The sequence below is a fragment of the Paraburkholderia sp. CNPSo 3274 genome, from assembly GCF_024206475.1.
Lineage (GTDB): Bacteria > Pseudomonadota > Gammaproteobacteria > Burkholderiales > Burkholderiaceae > Paraburkholderia.
Genome location: NZ_JAMBPR010000023.1, coordinates 1 through 23,465, shown reverse-complemented (window position 1 = coordinate 23,465; position 23,465 = coordinate 1). Strand labels below are relative to the sequence as shown.

The 23,465-nt window shown below is 65.2% G+C and carries 21 protein-coding genes and 1 pseudogene; 11 read left to right on the top strand and 11 right to left on the bottom strand.

The genetic code is table 11. The features are described from left to right. Positions 1-16 precede the first annotated feature (16 nt). Both M3I54_RS17520 and M3I54_RS17515 read right to left on the bottom strand, forming a co-directional pair. Positions 17-898 (bottom strand): polyprenyl synthetase family protein, encoded by an 882-nt coding sequence (locus tag M3I54_RS17520; protein WP_254338016.1) that lies wholly within the window; start codon positions 896-898, stop codon positions 17-19. Then, complete coding sequence (locus M3I54_RS17515; RefSeq protein WP_028202970.1) at positions 895-1,209, bottom strand: exodeoxyribonuclease VII small subunit; 315 nt, start codon at positions 1,207-1,209, stop codon at positions 895-897. Before M3I54_RS17515 ends, M3I54_RS17520 begins: the two co-directional genes overlap by 4 nt. A 307-nt stretch (positions 1,210-1,516) precedes the next feature. On the opposite strand from M3I54_RS17515, the gene M3I54_RS17510 reads away from it, so the two are divergent. Both M3I54_RS17510 and M3I54_RS17505 read left to right on the top strand, forming a co-directional pair. Further along, complete coding sequence (locus M3I54_RS17510; protein WP_254338014.1) at positions 1,517-2,623, top strand: aromatic ring-hydroxylating dioxygenase subunit alpha; 1,107 nt, start codon at positions 1,517-1,519, stop codon at positions 2,621-2,623. Between the two features lie 138 nt (positions 2,624-2,761). Continuing rightward, complete coding sequence (locus M3I54_RS17505; RefSeq protein ID WP_254338012.1) at positions 2,762-3,631, top strand: sulfurtransferase; 870 nt, start codon at positions 2,762-2,764, stop codon at positions 3,629-3,631. Between the two features lie 27 nt (positions 3,632-3,658). On the opposite strand, the gene M3I54_RS17500 is transcribed toward M3I54_RS17505, so the two are convergent. The 3 genes from M3I54_RS17500 to polA all read right to left on the bottom strand — a co-directional run bounded on the left by M3I54_RS17500 (position 3,659) and on the right by polA (position 9,052). Then, complete coding sequence (locus M3I54_RS17500) at positions 3,659-4,531, bottom strand: dienelactone hydrolase family protein (protein WP_254338010.1); 873 nt, start codon at positions 4,529-4,531, stop codon at positions 3,659-3,661. A gap of 96 nt (positions 4,532-4,627) precedes the next feature. After that, positions 4,628-6,004, bottom strand: coding sequence for an NAD(P)/FAD-dependent oxidoreductase (locus M3I54_RS17495; RefSeq protein ID WP_254338008.1), 1,377 nt, complete (start codon positions 6,002-6,004; stop codon positions 4,628-4,630). 246 nt (positions 6,005-6,250) lie between these two features. Beyond that, positions 6,251-9,052 carry a DNA polymerase I gene (gene polA / locus M3I54_RS17490; RefSeq protein WP_309249621.1) on the bottom strand — a complete coding sequence of 934 codons (2,802 nt, stop codon included), beginning with the start codon at positions 9,050-9,052 and terminating at the stop codon, positions 6,251-6,253. A gap of 1 nt (position 9,053) precedes the next feature. Between polA and M3I54_RS17485 the strand changes: the two genes are divergently transcribed. Further along, positions 9,054-9,821 carry a TIGR00730 family Rossman fold protein gene (locus M3I54_RS17485; protein WP_254338006.1) on the top strand — a complete coding sequence of 256 codons (768 nt, stop codon included), beginning with the start codon at positions 9,054-9,056 and terminating at the stop codon, positions 9,819-9,821. Positions 9,822-9,923: 102 nt separating this feature from the next. On the opposite strand, the gene M3I54_RS17480 is transcribed toward M3I54_RS17485, so the two are convergent. Next, entirely contained in the window at positions 9,924-10,850 is a 927-nt protein-coding gene (locus M3I54_RS17480) for a transcriptional regulator GcvA (protein WP_254338004.1), read from the bottom strand. A gap of 100 nt (positions 10,851-10,950) precedes the next feature. Between M3I54_RS17480 and M3I54_RS17475 the strand changes: the two genes are divergently transcribed. Next, positions 10,951-11,556: a chromate transporter gene (locus M3I54_RS17475; RefSeq protein WP_254338002.1), complete on the top strand. Its 606-nt coding sequence runs from the start codon at positions 10,951-10,953 to the stop codon at positions 11,554-11,556. Beyond that, a complete protein-coding gene (locus tag M3I54_RS17470; protein ID WP_254338000.1) occupies positions 11,553-12,080 on the top strand; it encodes a chromate transporter in 528 nt (175 codons plus the stop codon). The genes M3I54_RS17475 and M3I54_RS17470 overlap by 4 nt, the downstream gene beginning before the upstream one ends. A 102-nt stretch (positions 12,081-12,182) precedes the next feature. Here the strand turns inward: M3I54_RS17470 and M3I54_RS17465 are convergent, their stop codons facing one another. Then, a complete protein-coding gene (locus M3I54_RS17465) occupies positions 12,183-13,679 on the bottom strand; it encodes an AMP nucleosidase (protein ID WP_375541718.1) in 1,497 nt (498 codons plus the stop codon). Positions 13,680-13,924: 245 nt separating this feature from the next. Here M3I54_RS17465 and M3I54_RS17460 point away from each other — a divergent pair, with 245 nt between their 5' ends. From M3I54_RS17460 to M3I54_RS17450, 3 genes are all read left to right on the top strand, one after another. Continuing rightward, complete coding sequence (locus M3I54_RS17460; protein ID WP_254337996.1) at positions 13,925-14,332, top strand: hypothetical protein; 408 nt, start codon at positions 13,925-13,927, stop codon at positions 14,330-14,332. 158 nt (positions 14,333-14,490) lie between these two features. After that, the gene (locus M3I54_RS17455; protein WP_254337993.1) at positions 14,491-15,498 is read left to right on the top strand and encodes a homoserine kinase; all 1,008 of its coding nucleotides are present in this window, start codon (positions 14,491-14,493) and stop codon (positions 15,496-15,498) included. Continuing rightward, complete coding sequence (locus tag M3I54_RS17450; protein ID WP_254337991.1) at positions 15,489-16,292, top strand: BPSS1780 family membrane protein; 804 nt, start codon at positions 15,489-15,491, stop codon at positions 16,290-16,292. The genes M3I54_RS17455 and M3I54_RS17450 overlap by 10 nt, the downstream gene beginning before the upstream one ends. A 93-nt stretch (positions 16,293-16,385) precedes the next feature. On the opposite strand, the gene M3I54_RS17445 is transcribed toward M3I54_RS17450, so the two are convergent. Together M3I54_RS17445 and M3I54_RS17440 are read right to left on the bottom strand one after the other, a co-directional pair. After that, entirely contained in the window at positions 16,386-16,565 is a 180-nt protein-coding gene (locus M3I54_RS17445) for a DUF3563 family protein (RefSeq protein WP_028202957.1), read from the bottom strand. A 101-nt stretch (positions 16,566-16,666) separates the two neighbouring features. Further along, the gene (locus M3I54_RS17440; protein ID WP_254337989.1) at positions 16,667-17,848 is read right to left on the bottom strand and encodes a PHB depolymerase family esterase; all 1,182 of its coding nucleotides are present in this window, start codon (positions 17,846-17,848) and stop codon (positions 16,667-16,669) included. Positions 17,849-18,135: 287 nt separating this feature from the next. Here M3I54_RS17440 and M3I54_RS17435 point away from each other — a divergent pair, with 287 nt between their 5' ends. Next, on the top strand, positions 18,136-18,837 hold the full coding sequence (locus tag M3I54_RS17435) for a phosphatase PAP2 family protein (protein ID WP_254337987.1): 702 nt from the start codon (positions 18,136-18,138) through the stop codon (positions 18,835-18,837). A 37-nt stretch (positions 18,838-18,874) separates the two neighbouring features. On the opposite strand, the gene M3I54_RS17430 is transcribed toward M3I54_RS17435, so the two are convergent. Then, the gene (locus M3I54_RS17430) at positions 18,875-19,798 is read right to left on the bottom strand and encodes a TOBE domain-containing protein (RefSeq protein WP_375542160.1); all 924 of its coding nucleotides are present in this window, start codon (positions 19,796-19,798) and stop codon (positions 18,875-18,877) included. Between the two features lie 85 nt (positions 19,799-19,883). Beyond that, positions 19,884-21,542: a CHAD domain-containing protein gene (locus tag M3I54_RS17425; RefSeq protein WP_254337983.1), complete on the bottom strand. Its 1,659-nt coding sequence runs from the start codon at positions 21,540-21,542 to the stop codon at positions 19,884-19,886. Positions 21,543-21,781: 239 nt separating this feature from the next. Between M3I54_RS17425 and M3I54_RS17420 the strand changes: the two genes are divergently transcribed. Both M3I54_RS17420 and ppk2 read left to right on the top strand, forming a co-directional pair. Then, positions 21,782-22,000, top strand: a complete 219-nt coding sequence (locus tag M3I54_RS17420) for a YdcH family protein (RefSeq protein ID WP_158760529.1) — start codon at positions 21,782-21,784, stop codon at positions 21,998-22,000. Between the two features lie 191 nt (positions 22,001-22,191). Next, positions 22,192-23,217: pseudogene (ppk2, locus tag M3I54_RS17415) on the top strand (polyphosphate kinase 2); the annotation flags it as partial. Positions 23,218-23,465: the final 248 nt, after the last annotated feature.

The following is a 23,465-nucleotide window of genomic DNA, read 5'->3' as shown; positions in this document are numbered from 1 at the left end:
TGGGCGGGTTGCGCGGTCAGCTCACCCGGTTCACCACCAGGTCAGCGAGTTCGGCGAGGCGCTGAGCGCGCGCGCCGAACGGTTCGAGCGCCGCGTGCGCGTCGGCGCGCAACTGCTGCGCGAGCGCACGCGAGGCATCAAGACCGATAATCGACACGTAGGTCGGCTTGCCGTCCTTCGCGTCTTTGCCCGCGGTCTTGCCGAGCGTTGCGGAGTCGGCGGTGACGTCGAGAATGTCGTCCACCACCTGGAATGCGAGGCCCACGGCCGCCGCGTACTTGTCGAGCGCCGCGAGGCTTTCCGCCGAAGGCGTCTCGCCCGCGAGCGCGCCCATACGGACCGCGGCGCGCAAGAGCGCGCCGGTCTTCAGGCGGTGCATCGTTTCGAGCTGCTCGCGGGTGAGCGAATGGCCCACGCTCGCGAGGTCGATGGCCTGGCCGCCGGCCATGCCGATCGAGCCGCTAGCCAGCGCGAGTTCGCGCACGAGCGAGGCCTGTCGCTGAGTAGCGAGCACATCCGACGTCAGCGCGATGAAGGCTTGCGACTGCAGCGCATCGCCCACCAGCAGCGCCGTCGGTTCGTCATATTTGACGTGTACGGTGGGTTTGCCGCGACGCATGTCGTCGTCGTCCATGCACGGCATGTCGTCGTGCACGAGCGAGTAGACGTGGATCATTTCGAGCGCGCAGGCCGCCGCGTCGAGCGCTTCCGGCGTGGCGTTCGTAAGTTCGCCCGCCGCGTGGCACAGGAGCGGACGCACCCGCTTGCCGCCGCCCATCACGGCATAACGCATGGCGTCATGCAGGGGCGCCGGCAGCACGTCGGCAGCCGGCAAATAGTGATCGAGCGCGCTTTCGACCCGGTCGAGTACCTGCCGGGTCCATTGGTCAAATGTCATAGATCGTCGTCTCCGCCCGCTGCGGAGTCTGTCGTATTGAGGGGCACGGGCCGCAGCGTCTCGCCGTCGAGCACGCGCACCTGTTGTTCAACCTTTTCGAGCTGCTGCTGGCAGAAGCGCACGAGCGCCGCACCGCGGCGGTATGCCGCAAGCGACTCTTCCAGGCTCAGGCTGCCGCCTTCCATGCGTGCAACGAGCCCGTCGAGCTCCGCAAGCGCCGCCTCGTAGCTCTCGGGCAGGGCTTCGCCCTCGGCCAGCCCGGCTGCGCTTTCGCCCGCGCCAGCACGGTCTTTCGTTGCGGATTTCGCCATGAGTCGTCGCCAGAATGAAACAAGGCGGACATTCTACGGCAAAAGGCCCTTTTCGACCCGCTCCCCGGCTTGCGTGCCCTCTCGACCACACGCTCGGGGCCAGTACAAATCGGTTCCTGAAAGTCCGATTACCGCTGCCTTTGTCTCATATTTCCTGAATTCCTGCCGTCTTTCCGGTGTAATTTTGGCAAAAATCAGTCACTTAGCTACCCCATGAGGGGGCAACCGGGTATAATCGCCGGCTCCCTAAATCGAATCTTCGATGGTTGGGTTGTTCACTGCTTTCACGTCTTCATCGGGAGTGGGAATGTCCAATCTGAGCAATGCATTGCAGCTGAAGTCTATTCACAGCCAGCTGCCAGTCACCGCTTATTTTGACGAAGCGCTACTCAAGCGCGAAATCGACACGCTTTTCCAGAAGGGTCCTCGCTACGTCGGGCACGAACTCATGGTGCCCGAGGCGGGAAACTATTTTGCGCTGCCCGGCGAAAAAGAAGGCCGCGTACTCGTTCGCAACCAGAGCAACGAAATCGAGCTGCTCTCGAACGTGTGCCGGCATCGCCAGGCCATCATGCTAAACGGTCGCGGCACGGCAGACAATATTGTATGTCCGCTGCATCGCTGGACCTATGACCTCAAGGGCGAACTGCTCGGCGCACCGCACTTCGCGGACAAGCCGTGTCTGAACCTGAACAGCTCGCCGCTCCAGAAGTGGAACGGGCTGCTGTTCGAATCCGCTGGCCGCGACGTCGCGCGCGATCTTGCACGCCTTGGGCCGGCCAAACACCTCGACTTCACGGACTACATGTTCGATCACGTCGAGGTTCACGAGTGCAACTACAACTGGAAGACCTTCATCGAGGTCTACCTGGAAGACTATCACGTCGTGCCGTTCCACCCGGGCCTCGGCAACTTCGTATCCTGCGACGACCTCCAGTGGGAGTTCGGCGAGTGGTATAGCGTGCAGACGGTCGGCGTGCACAAGCACCTCGGCAAGCCGGGCAGCCCGACCTACCGCAAGTGGCACGACGAGGTCCTGCGCTTCCGCGACGGCGTGCCGCCCGAATTCGGCGCGATCTGGATGGTGTACTACCCGAATCTCATGATCGAGTGGTATCCGCACGTGCTCGTGGTCTCGTGGCTCATCCCGCAGGGTACGCAGAAAACGACGAACATCGTCGAGTTCTACTACCCCGAGGAAATCACGCTCTTCGAGCGCGAGTTCGTCGAGGCCGAGCGCGCCGCCTATATGGAAACCGCCGTCGAAGACGACGAGATTGCCGAGCGCATGGACGCTGGCCGCCGTGCGCTCTTCGAGCGCGGCGTTTCCGAGGTCGGCCCGTATCAGAGCCCGATGGAAGACGGCATGCAGCACTTCCACGAGTTTCTGCGCCGCGAGCTGGGGCCGATCTGACAACGGCCAGGCGCGAGCATCGGGCAACTCGAACGCATCACGGAAAGACGGGCTTAGGCCCGTCTTTTTGTTTAGACTGACGGCACCGGGCCGTCGCATAGCTAGAGATGGCGGCCTTGCACGATTCAAGGAGCCGTCATGCCCCACACGCACTACACCACGCTGATCTCGGCCGCCAATCTGCACGAACGCCTGACCGCCGCGCCGGGCAGCGTGCTGGTTTTCGACTGCCGCTTCGATCTCGCCAATCCCGCCGCGGGTGAGAACGCCTATGCGCTCGGCCATCTGCCCGACGCCCAATACCTGCATCTGGACCGCGACCTCTCGGGCCCGAAGACCGGCAAGAACGGCCGGCATCCGCTGCCCGACCGCTCGGCGCTCGTCGCCACGCTCTCGCTGCGCGGGCTCAACGAAGGCCAGCAGGTCGTGGCCTACGACGCGCAAGGCGGCGCCTACGCCGCGCGCCTGTGGTGGCTCTTGCGCTGGCTCGGCCACGACTCGGTGGCCGTGCTCGACGGCGGCCTCAAGGCATGGGAGGCGGCGGGCTTCCCGCTCGTGCGCGACGTGCCCGCGCCCGCGCGCGGCACCTTCAAGGCCGGCGCACCGCTCCAGGTGACGGTGGACGCGCAGGCCATCGTCCGCAATCTCGCCACGCACGAACTCACGGTCGTCGACGCTCGCGCGGCCGACCGCTATCGCGGCGAGAACGAAACGATCGACCCGGTGGGCGGCCATATTCCTGGCGCGCGCAATCGGTTTTATCAGGACAATCTCACGCCGGACGGCCGCTTCAAGTCGGCGCATGCGCTGCGCGAGGATTTCACGGCGGTGCTGCCGGGCATCACGCCCGAACACGTGGTCCTGCAATGCGGCTCGGGCGTGACCGCCTGCCACAATGCGCTCGCGATGGAGATTGCCGGCCTGCACGGCGCGGCGCTCTACCCCGGTTCGTGGAGCGAATGGAGCGCCGACGCGTCGCGGCCGGTCGCGACTGGCCCCAACCCCTAAGCCGGGAGCCCGGAACCGGGCACGGCGTCACATCGCGCCGTGCTCCTTGAACCAGGCAATCGCGCGCTTCCAGCCGTCTTGCGCATCGGCCTTGCGATAGCTCGGCCGGTAGTCCGCGAAGAACGCGTGGCCCGCATCGTCGTACACGACGATCTGCGAACTGCGCCCGCCCTGCGGACCTTGCGCAATGGCGGCCTTCATCTGCTCGAGCGAGTCCTGCGGATTGCCTGGATCCTGTAAGCCATATAACCCGAGCACCGGCACTTGCAGGTTGTTCGCGAGATCGAGCGGATTGCTCGGCGCATTCGCCGTGTGCGGGCCAGCCACGCGCCCATACCACACCACCGCCGCCTTGATGTGCGGGTTGTGCTCCGCATAGAGCCACGCATAGCGGCCGCCCCAGCAAAAGCCGTTGACGCCCACGCGCTTCGTGTCCCCGCCATGCTCGGCCGCCCAGGCAATGGCCGCGTCAATGTCGCCCATCACCTGGACGTCGGGCACCTTGCTCGCGATGTTCTCGTTGATCTGCTGAATCGTCGGGTACACGGAGGCATCGCCCTGGCGCACGAAGAAGTCCGGCGCGATGGCCAGATAGCCGAGCTTTGCAAAGCGGCGGCACACATCGGCGATATGCTCGTGCACGCCAAAGATCTCGTGAATCACGATGATCACCGGCAAGTGCGTCTTGCCGCGCGGCTGTGCGCGATACGCCGGAATAAGCGTGCCGCCCGACTGGAAGCCGATCTCGCCGGCTTCGAGACCTTCGCTGTCGGTGTGGATGGTTTGCGCGGAGACGGGCAGCACGGCAGCGGCGAATCCGCTGCCGAGCGCCGCCTTGATGAAGGTGCGCCGGTTGAACGGCACGTGCGGGACGAGGCTATCGACTTCGGGTTTCAGCATGCAGCGCTCCTTCGAGGTCAAACCGCGGAAACAGGCAGAATAGCGCCGCGTCCCTGGACGCAAGCGCCGCTCAATGCAGCCGCTCAATGCAGCCGCTCAGTGCAGCTTCACGCGCGGCAACGTCGTGCGGCGCAGCCAGTGCGCGAAGGTATCGAGCACCATGCGCGCGTAGCCGTGCAGCGCCGCGATGTGCAGCCGGTATAGCGACATGTACATGAAGCGGGCAAACAACCCTTCGATCAACATATTCCCGCCGATCAGCCCGCCCATCAGATTGCCGACCGCGCTGAAGTGGCCGAGCGACACCAGTGAACCGAAGTCGCGATAGGTGAACTCCTCCAGCGGCTTGCCGGCGAGCAGATTGCCAAGCGACTTGAACAGGAAAGTGGCCTGCTGGTGCGCGGCTTGCGCGCGCGGCGGCACACCGCGCTCGTGGCCCGGCCATTCGCAGGCCGCGCAGTCGCCGAGCGCGAAGATGTTGTCGTCGAGTTCCGTTTGCAGCGTACGGCGCACGATCAGTTGGCCGAGCTTGTTGACGGTGAGGCCGTCGAGCCGCGAAAGCACAGCCGGCGCGGTAATGCCTGCGGCCCAGACCGTGAGGTCCGCGCGCAGGTTCTTGCCGCTCGCGGTGCGCACGACGCCAGGCGCCACTTCGATCACGCGTTCGCTCGTCAGCAGCTTCACGCCGAGCTTCTGCAGCAACTCGCCCGTTGCCGAAGACACGCGCTCGGGCAACGCGGGCAGGATGCGCGGGCCCGCCTCGATCAGCACGATGCCCACGTCGTGGCGTGGATCGAGCTTGTGCAGCCCATAGGCCGAAAGCACCTGCGCGGTGTTGCGCAGCTCGGCGGAAAGCTCGACGCCCGTCGCGCCCGCGCCGATGATCGCCACCTGCACGCGCGGCTCGGCGCCGGCGTTCATGGCCGGCGCGAGGTCGTCCGCCGTCACCTCCGCCGCGACTTTTTCGGGCGCCTGATGTTCGGCGCGCATGCACGCGGCGATCAGGCGCTTGCGAAAGCGCTCGGCCTGCTCGACGGTGTCGAGCGCGATGGAATTCTCGGCCGCGCCCGGCACGCCGAAAAAGTGCGTCGTGCTACCGATTGCGAGCACGAGCGTGTCGTATTCGAGCACGCGCTCGGGCAGCATTTCCGCGCCGTCTTCGTCGAGCACGTGCCCGAGCGTGATGCGCTTCGCCGCGCGATCGAGCGCGGTCAGCTCGCCCTGCTGGAATTCGAAGCCATGCCAACGCGCCTGCGCTGGATATTCGAGCTGATGCGTGAATGGATCCATGCTGCCCGCCGCGACTTCGTGCAGGAGCGGTTTCCAGATATGCGTTGGATTGCGGTCGACCAGCGTGATCGATGCCGCTTGCGGCTTGCCCCGCTTCGCGCGCGCTTCGCCGTAACGATCGCCGAGCCGTGTTGCCAGTTCCAGCCCGCCTGCGCCTCCTCCCACAACGATAAAGCGATGCATAGACTCTCCGTGCATGTCGAAAGGCGATAGAAAGGCCGATGCATCGACAACATACGTGCGAGGCACCGGCCTTCAATCAAGTCATTGTCGGCTGACGGAGCGCGCGGCGGCAACCCTTGCGGCGCGCATTCGCGACATCACGCACGCGAGGCTTGCCTTATCGCGCGCGCGCAGTTACGGCTTTGCTGCGGTCCAGCGCATTCAGTATGTACTTAGTAGAGCTGCACTAAGCACTTCAACGTGCCTTCAGTGCGCCTTTTCCCAGTTCTCGCCCACGCCCACTTCGGCGACGAGCGGCACCTTGAGCTGCGCCACCGAGCACATCAGCTCGGGCAAGCGCTTGCGCACTTCGGCGAGTTCGTCGCCCGGCACTTCTAGCACGAGTTCATCGTGCACCTGCATGATCATCTTCGTGCCGATCTTGCGTTCGTCGAGCCACTTCTGCACCGCGACCATGGAAAGCTTGATGAGGTCGGCGGCCGTCCCCTGCATGGGCGCGTTGATGGCGGCGCGCTCGGCGGCCTGGCGGCGCGGACCGTTGCCGCCGTTGATCTCGGGCAGCCATAGGCGGCGGCCGAATACGGTTTCCACATAGCCGCGCGACTTCGCGTCCATGCGCGTTTCGTCCATATAGCGCGCAACGCCCGGATAGCGCGCGAAATAACGGTCGATATAAAGCTTCGCCGCGTCGCGCGTAATGCCGAGATTCGATGCGAGCCCGAATGCGCTCATGCCGTAAATCAGGCCGAAATTGATGACCTTCGCGATGCGCCGCTGATCCGCGCTCACTTCGAGCGGCGTGACGCCAAACACCTCGGCAGCGGTGGCGCGGTGAATGTCGTCGCCGCGCGCGAACGCCGCGAGCAGCGACTCGTCGCCCGAGATATGCGCCATGATGCGCAGTTCGATCTGCGAGTAGTCGGCGGAAACGATCTTGTGCCCCGGCGGCGCGATGAACGCCTCGCGAATGCGCCGGCCTTCGCCCGTGCGCACGGGGATGTTCTGCAAATTCGGATCGTTCGACGCAAGACGGCCCGTGACCGCCACGGCCTGCGCGTAGTTCGTGTGCACGCGGCCCGTTTGCGCATTCACCATGCGCGGCAGCTTGTCGGTGTAGGTGGACTTGAGCTTGGCAAGACCGCGATGCTCGAGCAGGATCTTGGGCAGCGGGTAATCTTCGGCGAGCTTTTGCAGCACCTCTTCGTCGGTGGAAGGCGCGCCGCTGGGCGTTTTCTTCACGACCGGCAGTTGCAGCTTCTCGAAGAAGATCTGGCCGATCTGCTTGGGCGACCCCAGATTGAATTCACCGCCCGCGAGCGCATACGCTTGCTCTTCGAGCGCGATGAGCCGCACGGCAATTTCCGCGCTCTGCCTTTCGAGCCTTTCGGTGTCGATCAGCACACCGTTGCGCTCCACCTTGCGCAGCACGCGCGAGGTGGGCAATTCGATGTCGCGATACACGTAATCGAGGCCCTTCTCCAGCGCGATCTGCGGATAGAGCGCGCGATGCAGTTGCAGCGTGACATCAGCGTCTTCGGCAGCGTATTCGGCGGCCTTTTCGAGCGAGACTTCGTCGAAGCCGATCTGCTGCGCGCCCTTGCCCGCCACCTCTTCGTACTTGATCGTCTTGATGCCGAGATGGCGCAACGCGAGGCTGTCCATGTCGTGGCTGCGATGCGATTCGAGCACATACGATTCGAGCAGCGTGTCATGCTCCACGCCGTTCAGCTCGATACCGTAGTTTGCGAGCACCTGCTCGTCGTACTTCATGTGCTGGCCGACCTTCTTGTGCTTCTCGCCTTCAAGCCAGGGCATCAGGCGCGCGAGCACTTCGTCCAGCGGCAGTTGATCGGGCGCGTCCGGGCCGCGATGCGCGAGCGGCAAGTAGGCGGCCACACCGGGTTCCGTCGAGAACGACATGCCAACGAGCTTCGCGACCATCGGATCGAGCGCCGTGGTCTCGGTGTCGAACGCGGTGAGTTCGGCGGCTTCGATCTTCCTGAGCCACGTGTCGAATTGCGGCCACGTCTGGATCGTTTCGTAATGGCGAGGGGCATCGACGAACAGCGCGGGCTGCACGATCGCGTCTTTTTCGGGCGCGTCGCCTTTGGTCGCTGCGGGCACCGTCTCGCTCTGCTGACTCGCTTCGGTGACTTCGCGCAGCCAGGTCTTGAACCCGTGACGCGCGAAGATATCGCGCAGTTCTTCGCGCGCTTCGGCTCGCGTGGCAAGCGACGTTTCGATCGACTCGAGATGCGGCGTGAGATCGCAAGCCGTTTCCACCGTGACGAGCTTTCTCGCCATCGGCAGGAAGTCGAGCGCGTCGCGCAGATAGCCACCCACGGCGCCCTTGATTTCATCCGCATGCGCGATCACGCCGTCGAGCGAGTCGTATTGCGTGAGCCACTTCACCGCCGTTTTCGGGCCGCACTTGTTCACGCCCGGCACGTTGTCGACGGTGTCGCCGATGAGCGAGAGATAATCGATGATGCGCTCCGGGGGCACGCCGAACTTCGCGATCACGCCTTCGCGATCGAGCGTTTCGTTCGTCATCGTATTGATGAGCGTGATGTGGTCCGTCACGAGCTGCGCGAGGTCCTTGTCGCCCGTGGAAACGACGACCTTCATGCCGAGCTTCTCGGCCTCACGCGCGAGCGTGCCGATCACGTCGTCGGCCTCCACGCCTTCGATCATCAGGAGCGGCCAGCCGAGCGCGCGCACTGCCGTGTGAATGGGCTCGATTTGTGCTGCAAGCGGCTCGGGCATGGAAGGCCGGTTGGCCTTGTACTCGGGGTACCAGTCGTCGCGGAACGTCTTGCCCTTTGCATCGAACACGCACGCGCTATACTCTGCCGTAACGTCCTTGCGCATGCGACGCAGCATGTTGATGATGCCGTATAGCGCGCCTGTGGGTTCGCCGTCGGGACCGCGCAGATCCGGCATCGCATGGAAGGCCCGATAGAGATAGCTAGAACCGTCGACCAGCAGCAGGGTCTTACCTTCCAGCTCGTTTTGTAGCTTCGTTTCCACGCGTAGTTCTTCAGGCATTATGGACAAGAGAAAAGTGATTCCGAGTCTGCGTTCACTCGCAGATCAAGAGCGCGCGACGGCCAAAAAGGCGCGCGCATCGTGGCAGATGTTCACGATTATGGCAGAGTTTATCGAGGCGACCGAGTACCTGTCCGAGATCCGGCCAGCGGTCAGCATCTACGGTTCCGCCCGCCTGAAACCGGAGTCGGAGTACTACCAGCTCGCCAGCACCATCGCGCGCAAGGTGTCCGATGCGGGCTTCGCCGTGATCTCCGGCGGCGGCCCCGGCATCATGGAAGCCGCGAACCAGGGCGCGCATGCGGGCAAGTCCCCTTCGGTGGGCCTGAACATCGAGTTGCCGCACGAGCAGTCGGGTAACCAGTGGCAGGACATCTCGTTGCGCTTCCGCCATTTCTTCACACGCAAGGTCACGTTCGTGAAGAACTCGGACGCCGTGATCGTCATGCCCGGCGGCTTCGGCACGCTCGACGAACTGGCCGAAGTGCTCACGCTCATCCAGACGAAAAAGTCGCGTCACGTGCCCATCATTCTGGTGGGCGCCGAATTCTGGAAGGGCCTGCTCGACTGGTTCCGCTCGGCGCTCGTGCCCATGGGCCTCATCAATCCCGAAGACATGGACTTGATGCAGGTGATCGACGACCCGGACCAGGTGCTCGAAGCCGTTCTCAAGTTCTACGAAGATGCGGACACAGGCGAGGATACCGGCAAGGCGCACCCGGCACGCCGCGACCGCGATTCCGACGAAGACCGGATGTTCTATCTCTGATGCATCGCTTGCGGCGCAGCGTGCGGATGGCCTGCGGCTAGCCTCTTCGGTTAGCCTTTTCGCAGGCCTGCGTACCGCTTGCGCCTCAACGCATCACTCCCCTCATGCTTTCTCCGCGCTTGCGGGCACGCCGGATGCACCGAGCGGCGCCCGCGCGCTCGCCTGTTCCTCCAGCCAGCGGCAAAACTGCAAGACGAGCGGCGCTTGCGCCACCTCGCGGCGCGCCACCCACCAGTAGCCGCGCGCGTCGAGATGCGGCCCCGCGAGCGGGGTGACGAGACGCCCCGATGCGAGTTCGTCGTCGAGCAGCGGCAGCGGGCCGAGCGCGACGCCAAGACCATCCACGGCAGCCTGCAAGGCCAGATAGAAGTGGTCGAACGACTGCTTCTTCCGGCATTTCGCTTTCACGCCTGCAGCCGCAAGCCAGGTGCGCCACGCATCGGGCCGCGTGTCCGAATGCAGCAGCACGTGGCGTGCAAGATCGCTCGCCTGATGAATCGGCGCGCGCTTGAGCAGCGCCGGACTGCACACCGGCAGTTCCATCTCGTCGAGAAAGTGACCGGCCTCGCAGTCGGGCCAGTGGGCCGGACCGCGCCGCACGGCCACGTCGAAGCCTTCGAGCGTCTCGACCGGCGCGTTCGAGGTCGACAGGCGCAACTCGACGTTCGGCGCGAGACGCTGAAACTGCGAGAGCCGCGGCAGCAGCCATTTCATCGCGAAGGTAGGCAGCGCGTTCACGCGCAGCACGTGCACGACGCCCGTGTCGCGCAACTGGCTGGTTGCGCGCGCGATGTCATCGAACGCCGACTGCACGGCGGCGAGGTAGCGCCGCCCGTCCTCGGTCAGCGCGACCCGCTTGCCATGCCGGTGAAACACCTGCACGCCGACCCAAGCCTCGAGCGCGGCCACCTGCCGGCTGATGGCACCGTGAGTCACATTGAGCTCGCCGGCCGCGGCAGAGAAGCTGTTATGCCGCGCAGCGGCTTCGAACGCGCGCAGCGCGGGAAAGGGAGGAAGGGAGCGTGCCATGCTTGTGAGTGTAGATCACAAGAGCGCACCATAGAAATCGTTTTGCCGCGCGCGCGATTGGGCTTAATCTCGCAGCTTGCCTCAGAGGTCCCTTCCCGTCATGACACAACCCATCTCATCGCCCGCCGCTGCCGGACATGGCACGGACGACTGTCTGCACACGCCTACCGTGCGCGATCTGTTCGTAGGCTTTCTCGGTCTCGGCTTCACATCGTTTGGCGGCGCACTGCCGTTGGCGCGCCGCACCATCGTCGAGCAGCGCCGCTGGCTCACCGCCAGCGAGTTCACCGATCTGCTCGGCCTCTGCCAGTTTTTGCCGGGCGGCAACGTCATCAATCTCTCGGTCGCGCTCGGCATGCGTTTTCAGGGATGGCGCGGCGCGCTCGCAGGCATCCTCGGCCTGATCGCGGGGCCATCGCTCGTCGTGATCGGGCTTGGCGTGCTCTACGAGCGCACGCAAAACGACCCGCACGTGCGGCATCTGTTCGTCGGGCTCGCCGCAGCGGCCGCCGGGCTGCTCGTCTCCATGGCCGTGAAAATCGTGCTGCCGCTGCGGCGCGATCCCGCCGCGGCCGTCATCGCCGCGCTCGGCTTCGTGGCCATTGCGGTGCTGCGCACGCCGCTTTTGCCCACCATGCTCGTGCTCACGCCAGTCGGCATCGCGCTCGCGGCCCGCGCGGCGCGCAAGGAAGGAGGCTCGCGATGAACGCCACCCTCGTTGCGCTCGCCGCGATTTTCAGCCAGCTTTCGCTGCTCGCATTCGGCGGCGGCAACACGATCCTGCCCGAGATGCAGCGTCAGGTCGTCGAGGTCCACCACTGGATGCCCGCGAGCGAGTTCAGCGCGCTATTCGCGCTTGCCCAGGCCGCTCCGGGCCCGAACATGATGGTCGTGACGCTGGTGGGCTGGCACGTGGCCGGCTGGGCAGGCATGCTGGTCACGTCGATTGCGAAGTTCGGGCCGTCGTCGCTCGTCACGATCGCCGCGCTGCATGCGTGGGATCGCTTCAAGGACCGCCCGTGGCGGCGCATCGCGCAAAAGGGGCTCGTGCCGGTGACGGCGGGCCTCGTGGCTGCGAGCGCAGTGCTGATCGCCAGGGCCTCCGATCCTTCGTGGATCGCCTGGGTGATTACCGGCGTGTGCGCCGTGCTCGCGTTTCGCACGAAGATTCATCCGCTGTGGCTGCTTGGTGCGGGGAGTCTGATCGGGTTGATGGGGTTCGGGCAGTAAACGACCGCCAGAAAATGATTCGGCATCCGAATTGACGCAAGGCAACGGCGCAATTCGACAGACTGGCCGGCGCACACCATGCGCCAGCCAGTCATAAAGCGTCTACTGAAACGCCACCTCCGCAAAGCTGCGCAATTTGCGGCTATGCAACTTGTGCAAGCCGTTCGTGCGCAGAATCTCCATCGCCTTCACGCCGATCTGCAAATGCTGATCGACCTGCGCGCGATAGAACGAATCCGCCATGCCCGGCAGCTTGAGTTCGCCGTGCAGCGGCTTGTCGGAAACGCACAGCAAGGTGCCATACGGCACGCGAAAGCGGAATCCGTTCGCGGCGATGGTCGCGCTTTCCATGTCGAGCGCGATCGCGCGGCTTTGCGAGAGGCGCTGCACCGGCTCGCGATGATCGCGCAGCTCCCAGTTGCGGTTGTCGACGCTCGCCACCGTCCCCGTGCGCATCACGCGCTTGAGTTCCACGCCGTCGAGCTTCGTGACCTCCGCTACCGCGCGCTCGAGCGCGAGCTGCACTTCAGCGAGCGCCGGGATAGGTACCCACAGCGGCAAATCGGCGTCTAGCACGTGATCCTCGCGCACATACCCGTGCGCGAGCACGTAGTCGCCCAGGCGCTGGGTGTTGCGCAAACCCGCGCAGTGGCCAAGCATGATCCACGCATGCGGACGCAGCACGGCAATGTGATCGGTGATCGTCTTCGCGTTCGACGGTCCCACGCCGATGTTGATCATCGTGATGCCGCTGCCGTCCGCACGCTTGAGGTGATAGGCCGGCATTTGCGGCAGGCGCACCGACGCCGTGCCTTCGTCGTCCTGTTCGCCCAGGTTTGCGTTGTACGTCACCACATCGCCGGGCTCGACGAACGAGGTGTATTCGCTGCGATAGTTGCGCAGGTCGGCGTCGTCGGTATGCGCCATCATCGCTCGGCCGAGCTTCACGAACTCGTCGATATAGAACTGGTAGTTCGTGTAGAGCACGTAGTTCTGCACGTGCGTGGGCGACGTGGCCGTGTAGTGCTTGAGCCGATGCAGCGAAAAGTCCACGCGCGGCGCGGTGAAGAGCGCAAGCGGATGCGGCTCGCCCGGCTCCGGCTCGTAGGTGCCGTTGACGATGCGGTCGTCGAGCTGCGCGAGATCGGGCGTATCGAACACGTCGCGCATGGCGAAGAGGCGCTCGCGGTCGAGATCGCCTTCGAGGTGGATGCCTTCGGCGAAGGCGAAGTGCACGGGAATGGGCTGATCCGACACGCCCACTTCGATGCCCACGTGATGGTTCTTCGCCAGCAGGCGCAACTGCTCGCGATAGTAATTGCCGAAAAGATCGGGCCGCGTGACGGTGGTCTCGAACACGCCGGGGCCCGCCACGAAGCCATACGAGCGGCGCGAGTCGATATGCGTGCTGACGTTGGTGCGGATGCGCACGAACGGGTAGCACGCGCGCACGCGGCGCTCGAGCGCCTCGCCGCGGCGATAGCGCGCGAACGCGTCGCGCAGGAAAGACGTATTCGCTTCGTAGATGCTCGAGAGGCGCGCCACGGCGTCGGCGGCGTCTTCGAAAAACTCGTCCGGGAAGTCGTGCGCCGGCGTCATGAGGGGCCGCAGGTAGCTATCGTTGTTCATCTTCGTTCGCCTCTCCGTTTGATGGATCCACATTACCACGGAAGGTGAGACTTTCTGGCGACGGACCTCGCCGCGCCCGGGGCTTTTGAAGCACCCGCCACACGAGCGCTGCGGGCGCCGCGCACCGCCCGCCGGACGCGGGCCGCAGCGCTTGCGAGACATGGGGTGTAGCGTCCGGATTTGCTAGAATTGGAGCATCCCATCGGAGAAAGACCATGAAGTCGCACCTTCTTGCCGCCGTCGCGGTGACGCTCGCTTTCAGCGGGGTCGCCATGGCCGCGCCGGCCGACGACGCAAAGACCGCCGTCGAGGCACAATCCGCGCAGTCCGAGAACGAACGCGCGGGCCTCCCCGATCTGGCTGCGATCAACAACAAGCCGGCCGCACGCGTCACCTCGAAGGTCAACATCAACGACGTGCCGCGCGTGCCGAGCTATCACGAAGTGAGCCCGAACGGCACCGAAATCACCGAGTTCCGCGACAAAGGCAAGCCCGTCGAGATCAACGTGCATTCGAACTTCGGCACGCGCTACACGATGAGCGCGAACCCCGACACCTCGCCGCAAGTGCGCCAGAACGGCCAGGCCAGCACGCGCCTGCCGTCGATCAACGTGCATTACTGAGCCATCTGGGCGCGGGCATGCCCGCGCCAACGCCATGTGCGCCGCCCCATAAGCCGGGCCGCGACCATCGCGCCTGAGCCGGACACGCTTGCAAGCCCCTCGGGCAGCACGTTGCAGCGTTCGCCGACCCGCCATCACCAATCAACCGACCTTCTTGCATGGCCGTCTTCACCGCTGTCACCGACCAAGAGCTTGCCCAATGGCTGCGCGACTACGATCTCGGCGATGTCGTCGAATTTCGCGGCATCCAGTCCGGCATTGAAAACAGCAACTTCTTCCTGACGACGACGCGCGGCGAATACGTCCTGACGATCTTCGAAAAGCTGACGGCCGAACAACTGCCGTTTTACCTCGACCTGATGCGTCATCTCGCCTCGCATCGCGTGCCGGTACCCGACCCCATGCCACGCAAGGACGGCGCGCTTTTCGGGCTGTTGCACGGCAAGCCCGCGGCCATCGTCTCGAAGCTCGAAGGCAAGCCCGAACTCGCGCCCGGCGTGGAGCACTGCGCGGAAGTGGGCCAGATGCTCGCGCGCATGCACCTGGCGGGCCGCGACTACCGCGGCGACCAGCCGAATCTGCGCAGCCTTTCGTGGTGGGAAGAAACGGTGCCGACGGTGCTGCCGTTTCTGGACGACGCCCAGCACACGCTCCTCACGAGCGAACTCGACCACCAGCGCGCATTCTTCGGCTCGGCCGACTACGCGGCGCTGCCGGGCGGTCCGTGCCATTGCGACCTGTTCCGCGATAATGCGATGTTCGCGCACTCGCACCCGGCGCCGGGCCACGAAGTTCGGCTGGGCGGCTTTTTCGACTTCTATTTCGCCGGCTGCGACAAGTGGCTCTTCGACGTGGCCGTGACCGTGAACGACTGGTGCGTCGACCTCGCCACGGGCAAGCTCGACACAGCGCGCGCCGACGCGCTCTTGCGGGCCTACCAGACCGTGCGCCCATTCACGCCCGAGGAAACGCGGCACTGGATGGACATGCTGCGCGCAGGCGCGTACCGCTTCTGGGTCTCGCGCCTGTATGATTTCCACCTGCCCCGCTCGGCCGAACTGCTCAAGCCGCACGATCCCGGCCACTTCGAGCGCATCCTGCGCGAGCGCCTCGCCGGCAGCGAGGCGGGCTCCCATCACGCCTTGCCCTATCGCCCATGCAACTAATTGAAGTCCCCGCGAAGACGGGCTACGTCTGGTTCCGCCAGGGTATCTGGCTGTTCCGCCGCAATCCACTCGCGTTTCTCACGCTGTTTTTCGCCTATTTGCTGGCGATGACGCTGATTTCCGCCATTCCCGTGATCGGCGGCGTGCTGCCGCTCTTGTTCGTGCCCGGTGTGGCCGTCGGCTTCATGGCGGCGTGCCGCGAGACGATCGCGGGCAAACCGGTGTTCCCGACCATTCTGATCGACGGATTCCGTTCGTATGGCAGCAACGTCGCGAAGCACCTGCTGATGCTCGGGGCGATTTACGTAGTGGCGATGTTGCTGGTGCTGGCTGCGTCTGCGTTCGTGGACGGCGGCGCGCTATTGCGGCTGATGACGATCGGCGGCGACCTCGACGCGGAAGCGCTCGCCAACAGCGACGTGCCGCTTGCGGTGCTTGCTTCGCTGCTCTGCTACGTGCCGGTGTCGATGCTGTTCTGGTTCGCGCCCGTGCTCACGGCGTGGCACGACGTGCCGCCCGTGAAGGCTATGTTCTTCAGCATCGTGAGCTGCTGGCGCAACAAGGGCGCGTTCATGGTGTACGGCGCGCTGTGGTTCGCGGTCTCGACCGTCGTATCGATCGGCTTGTCGACGCTTCTGCGCGCGCTCGGCGCAGGCGACTTCACGGTGGCGATCCTGATGCCCGCGCTCATCATCGTGACGACGATGCTCTATTGCTCGTTCTATGCGACCTATCGCGGCTGCTACGGCGTGCAGGAAAAGCAGGCCGCCGAAATGCCGGACTCGGGCCGCTGAACGGCGCGGCAGTCCTTAACGCGCACAACGCAAAAACGGCGCCTCGGGGCGCCGTTTTCATCTTGCCCCGTTAGCGGGGCACAGCATTCCTGCTTAGCCGTAGTGGTTCATCCACGACGGGTGGCGCGTGGCCTTCTCGCGATCCATCTTCTGCATGCGGAATTCGAGATCGTAGATGTCGACGGACTGCGCGAGATACGCCTCCTCGCGCTGCTGGCGGCGAGCTTCGGCGGTTTCGGAGAGGAACAGGAAAAGACGGCTGAGCAGGTACATGGTTTGGCCCTTCTTTGACGGGCACGTGCCCGCGAATCGAATGAAGCCATTATAGGGTAAACCCTGTTAAGGGTAAACACCTAAATTATCCGTAGTCGCTTTTACCCGACGCCCTGCGTCAGTTCGTCGTCGTAGGCTTCGTCGAAGGCCTCGCGGCGATGAGCCTCGAAAAAGTCCCAGATCAGTGTGCTCGCGTCCGGTCCCGTCGAGGAATGGAACGGCACGGTGTCGTCGCCGCCGCTCCAGGCGTGGTCGAGGTCCGCCACGCGGCACAGCCGCACGACGCTCGCGCCGTCGAGCTCGTAATCCTGCTCACGATAGCCGTCCTTGAAGGTCTCGCGCGAGACGACGCCCTGACGCACGCCGCGCGCGTCCGCAAGACCGTTCAAGCGCAGCAGTTGCACCGCGAGCTGTTCCGCGTTGACGGGCGCGACGACGGCGTCCGCGTCGCCCTGCACGACGAGCGCCGGCATGCCCGGATGGATGCGCGCGCCCAATTGGGTATCGACGAGCGCCACGGGATCGTGGTGCACGCCGCGCCGCATCACATCGAGCGCCGAAACGCCAGAGCGTGCTTCACCGAAAGCGGGGCCGGAATGCAGCGCGATGGCTGCGAAACGGCTGGGCGAGCGCACCGCGAGCAACATCGCGAGCCCCGCTCCCGCCGACAAACCCGCCAGATAGACGCGCGAGCGATCGAAGCCGTGCTCCTCGACGAGCGCATCGACCAGCGAAACAACGGATGCCGCTTCGCCGCCGCCCGCCGCGTCGCGCGAGTCGTACCAATGCCAGCATTGGTGCGGGTGCGCGCGTTCCGACTGCTCGGGATATACCACCGCGAAACCATGGCGGTCGGCGAGCAGATTCATGCGGGTGCCTTCGGCGAAGGAGTCCATCGACTGCTTGCAGCCGTGCAGCATCACGACGAGCGGCATGCCCGCCGTCTTGCGCCCCGGCGGCAGATAAAGCCCGTAAGGAAGCGAGCGCCCGGCATGCTGGGCGTTCGCGGGTACAAGGTGCTCCGCGCGGCACCATTCGCCCGCGGCCCAGGCGGCGGCGCGCGGACCGACGCGCGACTCGCGCACCGGCGCACCGCTGCGCGCCTGCGCCGGCGTGGCGTGCCTCGCCGCCTGCTCGGCCGCAGCCTGAGCGGCGCGCCAGATTGCCTGCGGCTTGGGTGTATCGATCCCCGCGCCCTTCAGGGCATTGCGGGTAGCCCGGGTCTGGATGGCGAGCAGACGTCGCATGCCACCTGCCCATAGCTTCGTCAGATCTTTCGTCATCTATGGCCTCGTAAAAGGGTCTGACACATCGTGGCGTTTTGCCGCGATCCGTCGTTGTGCAACGCACAATAACACCATTTGAACGACGCTGCAGATCGGATCCGTTCCATTCCGTCCTTGTGTGCGTTCGACGAGGCACGCCTTCGTCTATGCGAGGCAGCTATACTGGATGCTTGTTCCATGTGCGTGTCGGCCAGCCAGGCGGCTCGCGCGTTAAGTCGCTATGACGTAGCGGTTTGACACCTGCAAGCCCAGGAACCTCTTCAGACAGCCGGCAGCGCGGACTCATGCCAGATTTGCCCATTCACCTTTGGTACTCGATTACCAACCTCGGCGGCGCAGGCCTCACCCTGCCGCTCGCGTTGGCGATCGCGCTGTGGCTCATGGTCGGCTACTCGTGGCGCATGGCGACGAGCTGGGTGTTTGTGCTCGGCCTGGCAATTGGCCTTGTGACGCTCACCAAGATCGCGTTTCTCGGCTGGGGCGTGGGTGTAAGGGAACTGGATTTCACGGGTATCAGCGGCCACGCCATGCTGTCCACGGCCGTCTATCCCGTCGCGTTTTTCCTGATGCTGCAAGGCGCGCCGTCCTTCGCGCGCGCCGCAGGCGTGACCATCGGGCTCGCGGTCGGGCTCGCGGTCGCGCTCTCGCGCGTGGTGCTCGACGCTCACTCGCCTTCCGAGGCCGTCACGGGCTGTGTGGTCGGGGCGCTCACCGCGCTCGTGTTCACGCGCTACTGGTGGCAGGCGCAGGCCCAGCGAATTTCAGCGGCGGTCGTCGCGCTGAGCCTCGTGGCACTGACTGTCGCATTGCACAACGTGCATGTGCCCACGCATCGCTGGGTCACGAACATCGCGCTCACCGTTTCGGGTCACGACCGGCCCTACGTGCGCGCCAAATGGAAAGCCAACCGCGCCAACCGCGCGCCGGTCGCGCCTGTCTCGCAAACCCGCAACGGCCTCGCGCCGCCCGCGCAGCGCCACGCCTGAACCCTCCTGACTGGCGGTCCCCCCGGTCGTCCGCCGCTCAGCCGGCCACGCCTAGCAGCACGCTCGAAGCCTTGAACACGGCCGTCGCCGCTTGCCCTGCGGCGAATCCCAGCGCGTCCACGCTCGCGTCGGTCACGATCGCAGCGATCACGGTGCCGCCCGGCAGGGCGAGCGTCACTTCGGCGTTCACTGCCCCACGCCGTACGACCTCAATCGCCCCGCTCAGCCGGTTGCGCGCCGAAAGCCGCGCTGCATCCGCCGCGCTCGCGACCAGCACGACCGAAGTCGCCTTCACGAGCGCCACCACGGGCGCGCCCGCGGAAAGCCCGAGCGCTTCGGCGCTCTCGTGCGTGATCGTGGCCACCAGCGCTTCGCCGCCGGGCAGCGCGATCGACACCTCGTCATTCACCGCGCCCCGCACGATCCCCGAGACGGTGCCAAAGAGTTGATTTCGCGCGCTCGTGCGCATGGCGAAGCGGCCGAGCACGGCCAGGTCGCGCGCGAAGCCGCCAGCGTGTGCGTCGTCACCTTCGCTCGAAACGGCCCCGAGCGCGTGCGCCGCACGCTCGAGAAAGCGCCGGTGCTCCTGCTCGATGGCGCGAAACGTCTCGACGAGCCGCAGCGCCCGCGGCGTGAGCGTCGTCCCGCCGCCGCCCTTGCCGCCCGTCGCGCGCACCACGAGCGCCTCGCCCGCGAGATTGTTCATGACGTCGACGGCGTCCCAGGCGCCCTTGTAGCTCATGCCGACTGCTTTCGCGGCGCCAGTGATCGAACCGGTTGCATGGATGGCTTCCAGCAGCGCAACGCGCGCCGCGCCACCCAGCATCTGCTGGCCGGACTGAAACCAGACCGAGCCGCCCAAGCCCAGTTCGGGCGCTCCGGAGGGGGTGGATGGGGCAGTGGGACCGGCGTCGGCGTGGCCAGCTCCGGTGGGTGGGGAGTTCGGGTCAGTAGGATTCATCATGCGCAAAACAAGCCAAAACAAGACGAAACGAGCGATGGTTCGGCGCGGTTCGCCAATCCGCAAGCGATTATAGAGACGCGTGTCAGGCGCCGCGCGACACTTTCGGTTCGCCCAGTTCGCGCAACAGGCGTTCGCCCTCCTTCGCGGTATAGCGCTTGACGGCCTCACACCAGCCGCGCGCGAACCCAAGCTGATACGGCTCGGCATCCATGAGTTCGAGATAGCGCAGGGCCACTGCGGCATCGTTGCCGTCGCCGAGCACGCTCTGCAGCCGCGCGAGCGTGCGCGCCACCTCCACGCGCGTGCGGCGCGACGTGAGCGTGGCGAAGAATTCGATCGTGTATCGCAAGTACTTCGCATTGATGCGCGCGCGATGACGGCTCGCCTCGTCGATCGCCGTGAGCTTTTCCGTGCTCACGAGCCGCTCGTAGTAGCGGCGCACGCGCTTCTTCGCGTGGCGGTGCAGCGAAAGCCCGGCGTTGCCAGCGTCGTGCGCACGCCGCGCGAGTAAGTCGAGCCACTGGAGCCACGCCAGCGCCGCCAGCGCGTAGCGCTGCGAAGCCAGCGCCTCCCGCAGCCGCGCGCGCGCGGCGAGCCGCTGCGCGTTTGCCGCGTCGCGAATCGCGTCCCAGCGCCCCAACTCGACGTCGGCGGAGGCGAGCGCCGGCAGCGTCGATTCGACGAATACATCGCGGTCGCGCGCGTCGCCGAGCAGACCGCCGAGCCACTTGAGCTCCGGCTCGATGAGCGTCTCCCAGCTCTCGTCGCACCAGTGCGAGAAGATGCGCATCGCCGTGCGCAGCCGCCGCTGCGACACGCGCATCTGATGGATGAACTCGCCGTTCGTGCTATCGCGCACGCCCGCGTCATTGCCGAACCACTGCGCGCTGATGTTGCGCCCGATCGCCACGAGCGCGGCTTCGGCCGTGTCCGCGCCGGCGAGATCCACGGCTTCGGCCTTGATCGCTTCGGCGTCGCCGGTCACGCTGCCGGCGGTGGCGCGTTCGAGCGCGTCGGTCAGGCGCACGAATGCGGGAAGCGCCCCGATCAGGTCGCCGGCACAGGCAAAAAGCGCATCGACAATAGGCCGCTCGTCCCCGCCTTCGGGCCAGGGTGCGCTCACGCGTAACTCGTGCAGGTCGGGCAAGTCGGGCGGGGGCGCCGCATCCGCGCCGTGAGTGTCCTGAGCCGTCGGTGCTTGCGGCGGCGCCGACCGCTCTTGCAAGTCTTCGTCGAACGTGAGCAGCACCTCGACACCGTCGCGCGGCCACTTCCAGCGGCTGCGCAACGCCACAAGTGTGGCAGACGCAGACAGATCGTCCGCGCTGCCCAGCGCCTCGCGAAATGGCTCGGGCGCGGCGTCGAAGAGCGCATGCGCGATGCCGTTCGCATCGAGCGCCGCCTCGAAGATCGGCGCGACCACGGTGACCCCCGGCGTATGAACGCGCCGGCTCGCCACGACGACGCGCTGCGTGTCGCCGCGCGATTCGACCGCCACGCGCCAGCCAAGCCCGCCAAGGACACCGCCGCGGTCGAAGGCGACCGTCGTCACGCACTCGCGCACATCGGGCAACGCCACGAGCGGCGGCAAAGCCGCGCACAGGCTGGCGGCCCGCTCCGAAGGTTTCGGGCTGGCGTGCGCCCTGGACACCGCTCCCGTGGTGGCGGCTGCTTTTGCGCTTTTTCTATCCGGCGCTGCCGGGATCACGACATCCAGCACGATTTCCAGAACGCGATCCATGAACGCTCCAGGGTTCTGTGGGTGGGCGCGACGGCTTAGAACGGTGCAGGCGGATGGAGAGCCAGGAACTGCGACGACGCGATCGATGGTACACGCGAGCGCGCCTCGGCGCCCCAGGTAACGTCCCTGACCCTTCGAGTAACGGGAGTCTGATGATGGTCAAGACTGCCACGGCGAGAGGGTGGAAAAATAATTACGTTTCAATTTCTCCCATTTTGCCTATCTGTAAGGAGTGTTGAGTGTTCCCTGAGTACAGAGATTTGATTTCGCGCCTCAAGATCCAGGACGACCATTTCGCCCGGATTTTTCATCGTCACAACGAACTCGACCAGCAGATAAAGAACATGGAGGCAGGTGTCGTGGCTTCGCATGGCATGGAAGTCGAACAGCTGAAAAAGGAAAAGCTTCAACTCAAAGACTCCCTCTACCTCATCCTGAGAAAGGCGGCAAACGCCTGAACAGGCGGCGTCCAGCCCTGGCTGTCAGCGGGCTGGCACCGGCCATCGGCGCGCCTGCTTTTGCCTCGGCGCTGCCTTGCCGGTCAAACCTCGACGACTTCCCTGCGCTCCATTGCCGCTCGCGCTTCGAGGCATCCGCTTTGAATGCGAGTCACTCCGTACGCCCTCCCATCCCCGCATCCGCCGACACCATGCCCAAATCCATTCCCTACTCCGCTTCCGACACCGCCGGCCCCGCCGCACGACTGCCGCTCGTCACGCCCCACAGCGCCGAGTTGCGCACCGTCGACAGCGCCGTCGAGTCCGCGAGCGAGGTCATCGCGGGCACTGTCCACGAGCTCATCGCGCGCACTCACGCCGAGCACAATCCGCCCGCCATGTTGCTCGAGTCGATCGCGGCATTGATGCAAAGCATGTCACCCGACGAAGTCGCCCAGTTGCGCAGCCTGATCCTCGAAGGCAACCCTGCCGACTGGCGCAACTCGCGCACGCGCCACCCTGACGAGGAACTCGCCTCTGGCTGGCGCGAAGGCAGCTATCCGTATCGCAATTTGATGTCGCGTCGCGCCTACGAGCGGCAGAAGTATCGGCTGCAGGTCGAACTGCTCAAGCTCCAGGCGTGGGTGCGCGAAACCGGTCAGCGCGTGGTGATCCTTTTCGAGGGCCGCGACGCAGCCGGCAAGGGCGGCACGATCAAGCGCTTCATGGAGCATCTGAACCCGCGCGGCGCGCGCGTCGTCGCGCTCGAAAAGCCCACCGAAGTCGAGCGCGGCCAGTGGTATTTCCAGCGCTACGTGCAGCATTTGCCTTCGGCGGGAGAGATCGTGCTGTTCGATCGGTCCTGGTACAACCGCGCGGGCGTCGAGCATGTCATGGGCTTCTGCGCGCCTGAGGAATATGCCGATTTCATGCGGCAGGTGCCGGAGTTCGAACGGCAGTTGATTCGTAGCGGCATCCACCTGATCAAGTTCTGGTTTTCGGTAAGCCGTGCCGAGCAGCGGCGGCGCTTCAAGGAACGCAAGGTGCATCCGCTCAAGCAATGGAAGCTGAGTCCTGTCGATCTCGCTTCGCTCGACAAGTGGGAGGCGTACACGCAGGCGAAAGAGGCGATGTTCTCGCAAACGGACACTGCCGATGCGCCGTGGACGGTCGTTCGCTCCGATTGCAAGAAACGCGCACGGCTGAATGCGATGCGATTCGTGCTGCATAAGCTGCCTTGAACTAACCCGCTGAAGCGGGAGGTGGTGGTTGGCCAGCGACATCGGCTCCGGGATCATCTGCAGGGCCCCTCTGCTCGAGTGCGACGATGGCAGTGCAATTTGCTGCCGTGACCATTCAGAGCGGAGTCCACCATGACACCCCTACGTCGACGCATGATCGAGGATATGCGCGTGCGCAACCTCGCGGCCAACACGCAACGCGTGTATCTCCAGCAGGTGAGCAACTTTGCCAAGCACTTCGGGTG

Excerpts from the sequence above, each read along its gene's own strand:
- M3I54_RS17485 (WP_254338006.1), top strand. The coding sequence starts at position 9,054 with ATGGACAAGAGAAAAGTGATTCCGAGTCTGCGTTCACTCGCAGATCAA.
- M3I54_RS17465 (WP_375541718.1), bottom strand. The coding sequence starts at position 13,679 with ATGACGCCGGCGCACGACTTCCCGGACGAGTTTTTCGAAGACGCCGCC.
- M3I54_RS17455 (WP_254337993.1), top strand. The coding sequence starts at position 14,491 with ATGGCCGTCTTCACCGCTGTCACCGACCAAGAGCTTGCCCAATGGCTG.
- M3I54_RS17500 (WP_254338010.1), bottom strand. The coding sequence starts at position 4,531 with ATGCTGAAACCCGAAGTCGATAGCCTCGTCCCGCACGTGCCGTTCAAC.
- M3I54_RS17475 (WP_254338002.1), top strand. The coding sequence starts at position 10,951 with ATGACACAACCCATCTCATCGCCCGCCGCTGCCGGACATGGCACGGAC.
- M3I54_RS17505 (WP_254338012.1), top strand. The coding sequence starts at position 2,762 with ATGCCCCACACGCACTACACCACGCTGATCTCGGCCGCCAATCTGCAC.
- M3I54_RS17460 (WP_254337996.1), top strand. The coding sequence starts at position 13,925 with ATGAAGTCGCACCTTCTTGCCGCCGTCGCGGTGACGCTCGCTTTCAGC.
- M3I54_RS17440 (WP_254337989.1), bottom strand. The coding sequence starts at position 17,848 with ATGACGAAAGATCTGACGAAGCTATGGGCAGGTGGCATGCGACGTCTG.
- M3I54_RS17480 (WP_254338004.1), bottom strand. The coding sequence starts at position 10,850 with ATGGCACGCTCCCTTCCTCCCTTTCCCGCGCTGCGCGCGTTCGAAGCC.
- M3I54_RS17425 (WP_254337983.1), bottom strand. The coding sequence starts at position 21,542 with ATGGATCGCGTTCTGGAAATCGTGCTGGATGTCGTGATCCCGGCAGCG.
- M3I54_RS17520 (WP_254338016.1), bottom strand. The coding sequence starts at position 898 with ATGACATTTGACCAATGGACCCGGCAGGTACTCGACCGGGTCGAAAGC.
- M3I54_RS17495 (WP_254338008.1), bottom strand. The coding sequence starts at position 6,004 with ATGCATCGCTTTATCGTTGTGGGAGGAGGCGCAGGCGGGCTGGAACTG.
- M3I54_RS17515 (WP_028202970.1), bottom strand. The coding sequence starts at position 1,209 with ATGGCGAAATCCGCAACGAAAGACCGTGCTGGCGCGGGCGAAAGCGCA.
- M3I54_RS17430 (WP_375542160.1), bottom strand. The coding sequence starts at position 19,798 with ATGAATCCTACTGACCCGAACTCCCCACCCACCGGAGCTGGCCACGCC.
- polA (WP_309249621.1), bottom strand. The coding sequence starts at position 9,052 with ATGCCTGAAGAACTACGCGTGGAAACGAAGCTACAAAACGAGCTGGAA.
- M3I54_RS17450 (WP_254337991.1), top strand. The coding sequence starts at position 15,489 with ATGCAACTAATTGAAGTCCCCGCGAAGACGGGCTACGTCTGGTTCCGC.
- M3I54_RS17445 (WP_028202957.1), bottom strand. The coding sequence starts at position 16,565 with ATGTACCTGCTCAGCCGTCTTTTCCTGTTCCTCTCCGAAACCGCCGAA.
- M3I54_RS17435 (WP_254337987.1), top strand. The coding sequence starts at position 18,136 with ATGCCAGATTTGCCCATTCACCTTTGGTACTCGATTACCAACCTCGGC.
- M3I54_RS17470 (WP_254338000.1), top strand. The coding sequence starts at position 11,553 with ATGAACGCCACCCTCGTTGCGCTCGCCGCGATTTTCAGCCAGCTTTCG.
- M3I54_RS17510 (WP_254338014.1), top strand. The coding sequence starts at position 1,517 with ATGTCCAATCTGAGCAATGCATTGCAGCTGAAGTCTATTCACAGCCAG.